Consider the following 14211-nt stretch of genomic DNA (forward strand, 5'->3'; position numbering starts at 1 on the left):
TTTATGTATAACTTTACTTTTAACAAGTTTAATTTTTTGAAGCAGATCTTTTTTGTTTTGTTTTTTGGATTAACATCATTACCTGCGTTTTCACAAGTTTGTGGTACACCAGGAGGTGACGGACCTGTTACCGTATCAAGTTCTGTAAATACGTATTTCCCTATTTCGGGTAATATTACATTGAATGCAGGAACCCAATCGATAGTATTGGGAGCAGTACCGGCAACAGATCAATATTCTAACAATTTTGGGGCAACCCCAATTTCGGTAGGAGATTTGATTTTGATTATTCAAATGCAGGATGCTACAATAGACTATACCAATACAACCAGTTATGGTTCAGGAACTTCAAACAGTGGGCCGGATAATTTAGGAGGAACAGGATTTACTTCTCTTGGTAATACGGGAGTTTTTGAATATGTAATTGCAACTAATAGTGTCCCGCTAACTGGTGGGAATTTAACGTTTAAGGGTACTGGAACAAATGGTGGAACCCTGAATAGTTTTTATAATGCAGATGCTACAACGACCAGAGGGAAAAGAACTTTTCAAATTGTCAGAGTACCACAATATTCTAATTTAACACTTACTTCTTCGATTACTACACCGCCTTTTAACGGTGTTGCCGGAGGAGTTATTGCTTTTAATGTTTCCGGTACATTCAATTTTGCCGGATTTTCGATTGATGGAAATGCCAGAGGTTTTAGAGGTGGTTATAGCCCAAAAGCTGATTCTAATCTTAATAATGCTACAACTTATGTTGGCTTATCAGGTGATAATACAATTTCAGGAAAAGGGGAAGGAATAGCCGGAACCCCTCGCTATATGTGGGATGGATTTAATCAGGTTGATAATTTAGTGGAAGGAATGCCTGGCGGATCGTCAGGTAGAGGAGCTCCTGCTAATGCCGGAGGCGGTGGAAATGACCATAATTCCGGAGGCGGTGGTGGTGGTAATGGCGGATTCGGAGGCTTAGGTGGTGCAGGCTGGCAAGGTGGAGGAGGAAATGTTCTTCCTTTGACTGGAGGCGGAAGACCGGGTTTCAGATCTTATATTACGGCAACTCCCTTTCCAAAATTGGTCATGGGAGGCGGTGGAGGTGCCGGAGATGCTAACAATGCCTCAACCGGTGTAAAAGGAGGTGTCGGTGGAGCCATTATTCTTATCAACGCAGGGACAGTTCAGGGAACAGGTAATATTTATGCCAATGGAGGAAAAGGAGCACCAGGTACTTTTTCGGGATCACCCGATGGAGCCGGAGGTGGTGGAGCCGGAGGAACTGTATTATTGAATATCTCGAACACTAGTACTGCAACGATCAGAATAGAAGCCGATGGAGGTGCAGGAGGAAATACAGAAAATGATAATAACAATTCACACGGACCTGGTGGTGGTGGTGGTGGTGGAATGATCCGTCACAATCTTACCGGTACCGTAACGGTTACGACCAGTGTACTAGGAGGGGTTTCAGGAAAATCTAATGGAGGTGCAGGAATCGCAAACGGAGCTGCAGCAGGAACAGCCGGTAGCGCATCAACTTTTACATCACAAGACGTGCCGCCAAACTTACAAGTGAATTCCAATTGTTTTCCATCTTTGGAAACCAAAGTAAAAGCATTATCAACTGCATCAGCTTGTAATGCTATAGGAGAGAAAGTTTCCTATGAAATTCAGATTAAAAATACGGGAGCAGGAAATGCTGCAGGAGTCTTTTTAGACTTTCTTTTTCCAACAGGTATTGAGTTTGATACTGCTACAGCAACTTATTCTGCGGAAGCGACAGGTCCTTCGGGAATATTGACCAATACAGCTACAGCTAATAATCCGTTATTCGGAGGCTTTAATATTGCGCAAAATGGAGTGGTTACTATTACCTTAACAGGAAAAGTAGCGGCGTCTATTGCTGCGGGAACCTATAGTGCTAATGCACAGGCTTTGTACCTGGATCCGACACGTACAACGGCAAATCCAAACAGAAGAATTACAGCATTTACAAACGCTTATGGTTCTGCAAATAAAACCTATGAAGGGGTAAATCAGGCCAACGTTGCCGGAACAAACTTTAAAGGCAGTGGAGAAACGGTGGATGATATCACCATTTTACCTTTGCCGGCAACGCCAACCGCTACAGTGGTGCAATCTACTTGTCTTACACCAACAGGAAGAATAACAGTAAACACTCCTGCACCGGGGCCGGGAATCAGTTACACCTTAAGAGGAACAAATCCGGTAACGGCACCAGTAAACAATACAACAGGTATTTTCTCGGGATTAGTACCAAACAGCTATGTAGTGACCACGACAAATGCTCAGGGATGTACTTCGGCTCCTACTGCAAGTATGACAATCAATTCGGTTGCGGGAGCACCAACAACTACAGGAGTTTCGATTTGTCAGGGAGGTAGTGGGACATTAACGGCTACTTCTACCTGTTCAAATTCGGCTGCTATAGAGTGGTACACATCGGCTTTAAGTTTAACACCAATATTTACAGGTGCCTCTTTTAATCCGGTAGGGGTTGCGGGATCAGGTTTGACAAATACAAGTACAGCAGGAACCACCACCTTTTATGCGGCTTGCCCGGGTATTGGAAACTGTAGAACAGCTACAAATTTTGTGATCAATGCAATACCAACCATCACCGGAACAACACCGGCTGCACAATGTGATGCGGGATCGGTAACCTTAGGAGCTACTGCTTCGTTAGGAACAATTAGCTGGTATGCTGCTCCTACAGGTGGTACAGCATTGGCAACCGGAACTAGCTTTATTACACCTAACTTATCAACTACGACGACTTATTATGTAGATGCAACCGGAAATGGATGTACTACAGGAACGAGAACGGCGGTTATAGCTACAATAAATACAAGACCAACAATAGATGCTACAACACAGGATTCCAGATGTGGTGCAGGAACATTAACGTTAAATGCAACAGCATCAGCAGGAGCAACTATCAACTGGTATGCTAATTCAACAGGAGGGACATCATTAAAAACAGGAGCGAGTTTTACCACGCCAAGTTTATCAGCTACCACTACTTATTATGTAGAAGCTGTTTCAGCAGAAGGCTGTCCTTCGGCTTCAAGAGTTGCGGTTGCAGCGGTTGTAAATACAGCCTCTACAATTGCATTTACCAGTGGGACACAAAATCCGACAATTTGTAATGGAACAGCAATTCCAAGTGCCGTTTATACTTTTGGAGGAAGTGCCACCAATGCTACGGCATCAAATTTACCGGCAGGTTTGTCGGCTACTGTTGATTCCAATGCAAAAACAATAACTATTTCGGGAACACCAACAGCCAGCGGTACTTATACCATTACAACAGTTGGACATACAGCACCTTGTGCGGCTGTTACAATAAATGGAGCTGTAACAGTAACCACTGCATCAAATGCAGGTACTTTATCAGGGACTCAAAATATTTGTGTTGGCGGAACCACTACGTTTACTACCAATGGAAATTCAAATGGAAGCTGGTCAAGTAGTGCTACCGGAGTTGCAACAGTAAATAGTTCAACGGGAGTAATCACTGGAGTTACAGCCGGAACCGCTACAATTACCTATACAGTAACCGGAACAGGAGGTTGTGCCAATGCAACAGCTACCAGAACGGTAACGGTAACTGCCGCTCCAAATGCAGGTACTTTATCAGGAACTCAAAATATCTGTGTTGCCGGAACGACTACGTTTACTTCAAACGGAAATACAGGCGGAAGCTGGTCAAGCAGTGCTACCGGAGTTGCAACTGTAAATAGTTCAACAGGAGTAGTTACCGGAGTTACAGCCGGAACCGCTACAATTACCTATACAGTAACCGGAACAGGAGGTTGTGCTAATGCAACAGCTACCAGAACGGTAACAGTAACTGCTGCGCCAAATGCAGGTACTTTATCAGGAACTCAAAATATCTGTGTTGCCGGAACGACTACATTTACTTCAAACGGAGATACAGGCGGAAGCTGGTCAAGCAGTGCTACCGGAGTTGCAACTGTAAATAGTTCAACAGGAGTAGTTACCGGAGTTTCAGCCGGAACCGCTACAATCACATACACCGTAACTGGAACAGGAGGTTGTGCTAATGCAACAGCTACCAGAACGGTAACCGTAACTACTGCACCAAATGCAGGAACTTTATCAGGAGCTCAAAACATCTGTGTTTCTGGAACGACTACATTTACTTCAAACGGAAATACAGGCGGAAGCTGGTCAAGCAGTGCTACAGGAGTTGCAACTGTAAATAGTTCAACAGGAGTAGTTACCGGAGTTTTAGCCGGAACTGCTACAATTACCTATACAGTAACCGGAACAGGAGGTTGTGCCAATGCAACAGCTACCAGAACGGTAACCGTAACTACTGCACCAAATGCAGGGACTTTATCAGGAGCTCAAAACATTTGTGTTGCCGGAACGACTACATTTACTTCAAACGGAGATACAGGCGGAAGCTGGTCAAGCAGTGCTACAGGAGTTGCAACTGTAAATAGTTCAACAGGAGCAATCACTGGAGTTTCAGCCGGAACAGCTACAATTACCTATACAGTAACCGGAACAGGAGGTTGTGCCAATGCAACAGCTACCAGAACGGTAACCGTAACTACTGCACCAAATGCAGGGACTTTATCAGGAACTCAAAATATTTGTGTTGCCGGAACGACTACGTTTACTTCAAACGGAGATACAGGTGGAAGCTGGTCAAGCAGTGCTACCGGAGTTGCAACTGTAAATAGTTCAACAGGAGTAGTTACCGGAGTTTCAGCCGGAACCGCTACAATTACCTATACAGTAACCGGAACAGGAGGTTGTGCTAATGCAACAGCTACGAGAACGGTAACAGTAACCACTGCACCAAATGCAGGAATTTTATCAGGAACACAGGAAATCTGTGTTGGAGCAACAACAACATTTACCTCAAACGGGACGAGTGGAGGAAGCTGGTCAAGCAGTAATACAACAGTCGCTACAGTAGATGCTGCCGGGATAATTACAGGAAAAGCATTTGGAACAGCAACAATAACTTATACCGTAACCGGAACAGGAGGTTGTGCTGATGCAATTGCTACGAGAACCGTAACAGTTAGCGACACTCAAAAACCAACGATCACTTGCCCGGCAAATGTTACTGCTGTGGCAGATGCAGGTTCATGTACGGCTACGGGAGTTGCTTTAGGAACTCCAACTACGAGCGATAATTGTTCGGGAGTTGTAACGGTGACTAATAATGCGCCATCAAGCTTCCCAATAGGAGTAACCACTGTAACGTGGACAGCTACTGATGCTGCCGGAAATACACAAACTTGTACTCAAACTGTAACAGTTAGCGACACTCAAAAACCAACGATTACTTGTCCGGCAAATGTTACTGCTGTGGCAGATGCAGGTTCATGTGTTGCTACGGGAGTTGCTTTAGGCACTCCAACCACAAGCGATAACTGCTCTGGAGTAGTAACGGTGACTAATAATGCACCATCAAGCTTCCCAATAGGAACAACAACCATAACCTGGACGGCTACTGATGCTGCCGGAAATACACAAACTTGTACTCAAACGGTAACAGTTAGCGATACTCAGAAGCCAACAATTACTTGTCCGGCAAATGTTACTGCCGTGGCTGATGCTAATTCTTGTGCTGCTACCGGAGTTGTTTTAGGTACTCCAGTGACTTCAGACAATTGTTCAGGAGTAGTAACGGTGACTAATAATGCGCCATCAAGCTTCCCAATAGGAGTAACCACCGTAACTTGGACTGCTACAGATGCTGCCGGAAATACACAAACTTGTACTCAAACCGTAACGGTTAGCGATACGCAGAAACCAACCATCACTTGTCCGGCAAATGTTACTGCTGTGGCTGATGCAGGTTCATGTGCTGCTACGGGAGTTGTTTTAGGCACTCCAATTACGAGCGATAACTGCTCTGGAACAATAACAGTAACTAACGATGCATCATCAAGCTTCCCAATCGGAATCACAACCGTAACCTGGACGGCTACTGATGCTGCCGGAAATACCCAGACTTGTACGCAAACGGTAACCGTTAGCGATACGCAGAAACCAACCATCACTTGTCCGGCGAATGTTACTGCTGTGGCAGATGCTAATTCATGTGCTGCTACCGGAGTTGTTTTAGGTACTCCAGTGACTTCAGACAATTGTTCAGGAGTTGTGACAGTGACTAATAACGCACCATCAAGCTTCCCAATCGGAACAACAACTGTAACCTGGACTGCTACTGATGCTGCCGGAAATACACAAACTTGTACTCAAACGGTAACGGTTAGCGATACTCAGAAGCCAACAATTACTTGTCCTGCAAATGTTACTGTTGTGGCTGATGCTAATTCTTGTACGGCTACCGGAGTTGCTTTAGGCACTCCAACCACGAGCGATAATTGCTCTGGAGTAATAACAGTGACTAATAACGCGCCATCAAGCTTCCCGATCGGAATAACAACCGTAACCTGGACGGCTACTGATGCTGCTGGAAATACCCAGACTTGTACGCAAACCGTGACGGTTAGTGATACTCAAAAACCAACCATCACTTGTCCGGCAAATGTTACTGCTGTGGCAGATGCAGGTTCATGTGTTGCTACCGGAGTTGCTTTAGGAACTCCAACTACGAGCGATAACTGCTCAGGAACAATAACAGTAACTAATAACGCGCCATCAAGCTTCCCAATCGGTACCACTACCGTAACCTGGACGGCTACTGATGCTGCTGGAAATACACAGACTTGTACTCAAACCGTAACAGTTAGCGATACGCAGAAACCAACCATCACTTGTCCGGCAAATGTTACTGCTGTGGCTGATGCTAATTCATGCGTTGCTACCGGAGTTACTTTAGGTACTCCTACCACGAGCGATAACTGCTCAGGAGTAGTAACGGTGACTAACAATGCACCATCAAGCTTCCCAATCGGAATCACAACCGTAACGTGGACGGCTACTGATGTGGCAGGAAATATTGAGACTTGTACTCAAACCGTAACAGTTAGCGATACGCAGAAACCAACCATCACTTGCCCGGCGAATGTTACTGCTGTGGCTGATGCAGGTTCATGCGTTGCTACCGGAGTTGCTTTAGGAACTCCAGTAACTTCAGACAATTGTTCAGGAGTAGTAACCGTAACCAACAATGCACCATCAAGTTTCCCAATCGGAATCACAACTGTAACCTGGACGGCTACTGATGCTGCTGGAAATACACAGACTTGTACTCAAACTGTAACGGTAAACGACACTCAAAAACCAACCATCACTTGTCCGGCAAATGTTACTGCTGTGGCAGATGCAGGTTCTTGTACTGCTACCGGAGTTGTTTTAGGTACTCCAACTACGAGCGATAATTGTTCAGGAGTAGTAACTGTAACTAACGATGCACCATCAAGCTTCCCAATCGGAATAACAACTGTAACCTGGGCCGCTACTGATGTGGCAGGAAATACTGAGACTTGTACTCAAACCGTAACAGTTAGCGATACTCAAAAACCAACCATCACTTGTCCGGCAAATGTTACTGCTGTGGCTGATGCTAATTCTTGTACTGCTACCGGAGTTGCTTTAGGTACTCCAGTGACTTCAGACAATTGTTCAGGAGTTGTAACCGTAACTAACGATGCGCCATCAAGCTTCCCAATCGGAACAACAACTGTAACCTGGACGGCTACTGATGCTGCCGGAAATACCCAGACTTGTACGCAAACCGTAACGGTAAACGATACTCAAAAACCAACCATCACTTGTCCGGCAAATGTTACTGCTGTGGCTGATGCTAATTCATGCGCTGCTACCGGAGTTGTTTTAGGCACTCCAACCACGAGCGATAACTGTTCGGGAGTAGTAACAGTAACTAACGATGCACCATCAAGCTTCCCAATCGGAACAACAACCGTAACGTGGACGGCTACTGATGCTGCCGGAAATACACAAACTTGTACGCAAACGGTAACCGTTAGCGATACTCAGAAACCAACCATCACTTGTCCGGCAAATGTTACTGCTGTGGCCGATGCAGGTTCATGTACGGCTACCGGAGTTGCTTTAGGTACTCCAACCACAAGCGATAACTGCTCTGGAGTTGTAACCGTAACCAACGATGCACCATCAAGCTTCCCAATCGGAATCACAACCGTAACCTGGACGGCTACTGATGCTGCTGGAAATACCCAGACTTGTACGCAAACCGTGACGGTTAGTGATACTCAAAAACCAACCATCACTTGTCCGGCAAATGTTACTGCTGTGGCAGATGCTGGTTCATGTACGGCTACCGGAGTTGCTTTAGGAACTCCAACTACGAGCGATAACTGCTCAGGAGTAGTAACCGTAACGAATAACGCACCATCAAGCTTCCCAATCGGAACAACTACCGTAACCTGGACTGCTACTGATGCTGCCGGAAATACACAAACTTGTACGCAAACCGTAACCGTTAGCGACACGCAGAAACCAACAATTACTTGTCCGGCAAATGTTACTGCTGTGGCAGATGCTGGTTCATGTACGGCTACCGGAGTTGCTTTAGGTACTCCAGTGACTTCAGACAATTGCTCTGGAGTTGTGACAGTGACTAATAATGCGCCATCAAGCTTCCCAATCGGAACAACAACCGTAACCTGGACAGCGACTGATGCTGCCGGAAATACACAAACTTGTAGGCAAACGGTAACCGTTAGCGACACTCAAAAACCAACCATCACTTGTCCGGCAAATGTTACTGCTGTGGCAGATGCAGGTTCATGTACGGCTACCGGAGTTGTTTTAGGAACTCCAGTAACTTCAGACAATTGTTCAGGAGTTGTAACTGTAACTAATAATGCACCATCAAGCTTCCCAATCGGAATCACAACCGTAACGTGGACCGCTACTGATGCTGCAGGAAATACACAAACTTGTACTCAAACGGTAACGGTTAGCGACACGCAGAAACCAACAATCACTTGCCCAGCAAATGTTACTGCTGTGGCTGATGCTAATTCATGTACGGCTACCGGAGTTGTTTTAGGAACTCCAACCACGAGCGATAACTGCTCAGGAGTTGTAACTGTAACTAACGATGCACCATCAAGCTTCCCAATTGGTACCACTACGGTAACGTGGACGGCTACTGATGCTGCAGGAAATACCCAAACTTGTACTCAAACCGTAACGGTAAGCGATACACAAAAACCAACCATCACTTGTCCGGCAAATGTTACTGCTGTGGCAGATGCTGGTTCATGCGTTGCTACCGGAGTTGCTTTAGGTACTCCAGTGACTTCAGACAATTGCTCTGGAGTTGTGACAGTGACTAATAATGCGCCATCAAGCTTCCCAATCGGAACAACAACCGTAACCTGGACAGCGACTGATGCTGCCGGAAATACACAAACTTGTACTCAAACGGTAACCGTTAGCGACACTCAAAAACCAACCATCACTTGTCCGGCAAATGTTACTGCTGTGGCAGATGCAGGTTCATGTACGGCTACCGGAGTTGTTTTAGGAACTCCAGTAACTTCAGACAATTGTTCAGGAGTTGTAACTGTAACTAATAATGCACCATCAAGCTTCCCAATCGGAATCACAACCGTAACGTGGACCGCTACTGATGCTGCAGGAAATACACAAACTTGTACTCAAACGGTAACGGTTAGCGACACGCAGAAACCAACAATCACTTGCCCAGCAAATGTTACTGTCTTGGCAGATGCAGGTTCATGTACGGCTACCGGAGTTGTTTTAGGTACTCCAGTAACTTCAGACAATTGTTCAGGAGTAGTAACGGTAACTAATAATGCACCATCAAGCTTCCCAATAGGTATTACTACGGTAACTTGGACAGCTACTGATGCTGCTGGAAATATTGAGACTTGTACTCAAACGGTGAAAGTAATAGGACCAATCAAAGCAATTGAAGACCGTGTAACATCATTTAATGGTGTTCTAGGGGGAATTGCGGTTCCAAGTGTTTTGGATAATGATTCTTTGAATTGTAAAAGTGTAGTTAGCAATGAAGTTATAACTACTCTGGTTACAACCTTACCTTCAGCTTTAAGTTTCGATACCAATACAGGAGCCGTTACGGTTAAGTCAAATACGCCATCAGGAACTTATACTTTCGATTATCAAATTTGTGAAGTTTTAAATTCAACAACAAATTGTGCGACAGCGACGGTTACTATTATAGTTGAAAACCCAATTGTAGCCAATGATGACAATACCTATCCGGTACAAACACCAGGTACAACAGTAGCCACTACCGTTGGAAACGTAACAGGAAATGATACTTTAAACGGAGTAGTAGTAACAGCTGCCAATACCAATGTAACTCCAATCAAAACAGGACCATTGAGCATTGACGCTGATGGTAAATTAACCTTAGATCCAAACACGGTATCGGGTACTTACCAAATCACGTATGAAATCTGCGAAGAAGGAGCAACACCTAAAAACTGTGCTTCTGCAACAGCAACAGTTGAAGTTAAAAATCCTCTTGTAGCCAACGATGACAATACTTATCCGGTACAAACACCAAGTACAACAGTAGCCACTACCGTTGGAAACGTAACAGGAAATGATACCTTAAACGGAGTAGCAGTAACCGCAGCCAATACCAATGTAACCCCAATCAAAACAGGACCATTGAGCATTGACGCTGAAGGTAAATTAACCTTAGATTCAAATACGGTATCGGGTACTTACCAAATTACGTATGAAATCTGCGAAGAAGGAGCAACACCTAAAAACTGTGCTTCTGCAACAGCAACAGTTGAAGTTAAAAACCCAATTGTAGCCAACGATGACAATACGTATCCAGTACAAACACCAGGTACAACAGTAGCCACTACCGTTGGAAGCGTAACAGGAAATGATACCTTAAATGGAGTAGTAGTAACAGCTGCCAATACCAATGTAACCCCAATCAAAACGGGACCATTGAGCATTGACGCTGATGGTGAATTAACCTTAGATCCGAACACGGTATCGGGTACTTACCAAATCACGTATGAAATCTGCGAAGAAGGAGCAACACCTAAAAACTGTGCTTCTGCAACAGCAACAGTTGAAGTTAAAAACCCAATTGTAGCCAACGATGACAATACGTATCCGGTACAAGTACCAAGTACAACAGTAGCCACTACCGTTGGGAACGTAACAGGAAATGACACCTTAAACGGAGTAGCAGTAACCGCTGCCAATACCAATGTAACCCCAATCAAAACGGGACCATTGAGCATTGACGCTGATGGTAAATTAACCTTAGATCCAAACACGGTATCGGGTACTTACCAAATCACTTATGAAATCTGTGAAGAAGGAGCAACACCAAAAAATTGTGCTTCTGCTACAGCAACAGTTGAAGTTAAAAATCCAATTGTAGCCAATGATGATACTACCTATCCGGTACAAACACCAGGTACAACAGTAGCCACTACCGTTGGAAACGTAACAGGAAATGACACCTTAAATGGAATAGCAGTAACAGCTGCCAATACCAATGTAACCCCAATCAAAACAGGGCCTTTGAGTATTGACGCTGATGGTAAATTAACCTTAGATCCAAACACAGTATCGGGTACTTACCAAATCACGTATGAAATCTGCGAAGAAGGAGCAACACCTAAAAACTGTGCTTCTGCTACAGCTACTGTTATAGTTGGAAATGGAGCGATTAACGCACTGACGGAAACTACACCTTCGATAAATGGAAGTGTTGGAGGAACCACTGCTTCATTGTTAAATAATGATACTTTGAACGGAAATCCGGCAGTGATTAAAAATAGTCCGGGAGGAGTAATTTTAAAAGGCATAAATGTTCCAGCAGGATTAACTTTAAATGCAGACGGAACAGTAACTGTAAAAGCAGGAACTCCGATAGGGAAATACGAAGTTGAATACAGTATTTGCGAATATCTGAATCCAACAAACTGTGCCACTGTAAAAAGTTATGTTCCGGTAACAGGAGCGGTTATAAAAGCAAATAATGATAACGCCGGAACTGTTGACAGCAGTAAGGGACAAAGCTCGACAACAAGTATTTTTCAAAATGATACTTTAAACGGTGTGTTGCTGAATCCTTCAACGGTTATCTTAACGACCGTTGTTCCAAATCCGAATTTGACTTTAAAAGCGGATGGTACAATTGAAGTAAAACCGGGAACAGCATCTGGAACATATGAAATAACGTATCAAATTTGTGAAGCTTTAAACCCAACGAATTGCAGTCAGGCGGTTGCGAAGATTACGGTAATTAATATTGTAGACCCTGATCCTCCACTACCATTTGTGAAGATTGTGGTTGTAAATGATGGTATTGTAAATGTTGACGGGATAAATGGTTCTCTTGAATTTATCAATGTTTTAGGCAATGATTTATTGAAAGGTTTACCAATTAATCCTTCAGATGTTACACTTACAGATCTGTCTAAAAACCCTTATTTTGAATTTAATTCAGATGGAACTGTAAATGTAAAACCAAATACTCCGGGTGGAAATTACAGCTTAAATTATCAGGTTTGCGAAAAAGCGCATCCAACGAATTGTGGTACCGCTACGCTAACTGTTTTTGTTGAAGTTCCTGCTATTGCAGTAATTAAAACAGCAGTATTTAATGATGAAAACGGAAGCGGATTTGCAAATGCCGGTGAAACCATTACGTACAAATTTAAAGTAACCAATACCGGAAACGTACGATTAACAGGTGTTATGATTTCTGACCCATTACCGGGAGTTGTAGTTTCAGGACAGGCAATTACTTTAGAGGTAAACGAATCTGATGAACACAATTTTACCGCTACTTATAAAATCACACAAAATGATATCAATAAAGGTAAAGTAAGCAATCAGGCGAGCGTTCAGGGACGAAGCGGTAAAGGAGTTGTGGTCGATGATATTTCAGATGATGAAAGCAACCTGGAAGACAAACCTACCGTATTGGATTTAACGGGTTGTGTGATAAAAGTCTTTAATGCATTCTCACCAAATGGAGATTCTAAAAACGAACGTTTCTATATTCAAGGATTGGAATGTTATCCAAGTAATACGGTTGAAATATACAACCGTTGGGGAGTTTTGGTCTTTGAAATGGACAACTACAACAATGAAGATCGTGTTTTTAAAGGTTTCTCAGAAGGTCGTACCACTATAAAACAATCTGAAGGATTGCCGGTTGGAACTTATTTCTACATCCTGAAATACAGAGACAACGAATCGAATCCGCATGAACAATCGGGTTATTTATATATCAACAAGTAAAAATTACGGCGGCCTGACACTTCCGGGCCGCTTCTTAAAAGCCATTCAAATGAAAAAGATAATTTTAATGTTCCTGTTATTTTCGGTTGTGTGTTCGGCTCAGCAAGATGCGCAATACACACAATACATGTACAATACCATCGCAATAAACCCTGCTTATGCGGGCTCCCGTGGTGCATTAAGTGTTTTTGGGTTGTACCGTACACAATGGATTGGACTGGACGGAGCACCCGAAACCAGTACTTTTTCCATCAATACTCCTCTAAACAACAGTAACTTAGGATTAGGAGTTTCTTTAGTAAACGATAAAATTGGACCTACCAACGAGAACACTTTATCAACCGATTTGTCTTATAGTGTTCCAACCTCAGAAACTTTTAAGCTTTCTTTTGGAATAAAAGCCACGGCGAATCTTTTTAATTTGGATATCAACAAATTGAATCCCGAAAATCAGGGAGATCCGCAATTTCAGAATCTAAACAATAGAATTACACCTAACATTGGAGCCGGAGTGTATTGGCATTCTGATAAAGCCTATGTAGGATTGTCGATTCCGAATTTTATCGAAACCAATCGTTTCAATGATGATGATACGGCAATTTTTAAAGATAAAATCAACTACTATTTAATGGCAGGTTATGTTTTTGATTTGGACTATTACATCAAATTCAAACCGGCAATATTAACCAAAATGGTTCAGGGAGCGCCTTTACAAGTAGATGCTTCGGCTAACTTTATGTTCGATGATAAATTTGTTGTAGGATTGGCCTATCGTTGGAGTGCCTCGCTGAGTGCAATGGCAGGTTTTCAGGTAACAGATGGTTTATATATTGGTTATGGCTACGATCATGAAACCACTAATTTAAGAAGATACAATTCGGGATCACATGAGATCTTCCTGCGTTTTGAGTTTCTTAATAATTATAATAGAATTACCTCACCAAGATTCTTCTAAAATGTTCC

The 14211-nt window shown here is 43.5% G+C and carries 2 protein-coding genes; both read left to right on the forward strand.

Annotated features, from left to right (window positions below; genetic code table 11):
* The first annotated feature begins 36 nt into the window (after positions 1–36).
* Positions 37–13248 (forward strand): HYR domain-containing protein, encoded by a 13212-nt coding sequence (locus OLM61_RS10840; RefSeq protein WP_264526335.1) that lies wholly within the window; start codon positions 37–39, stop codon positions 13246–13248.
* 49 nt (positions 13249–13297) lie between these two features.
* Positions 13298–14203 carry a type IX secretion system membrane protein PorP/SprF gene (locus OLM61_RS10845; RefSeq protein WP_264526336.1) on the forward strand — a complete coding sequence of 302 codons (906 nt, stop codon included), beginning with the start codon at positions 13298–13300 and terminating at the stop codon, positions 14201–14203.
* The last annotated feature ends 8 nt before the right edge of the window (positions 14204–14211 follow it).

Source organism: Flavobacterium sp. N502536 (genome assembly GCF_025947345.1).
Taxonomy (GTDB): Bacteria; Bacteroidota; Bacteroidia; order Flavobacteriales; family Flavobacteriaceae; genus Flavobacterium.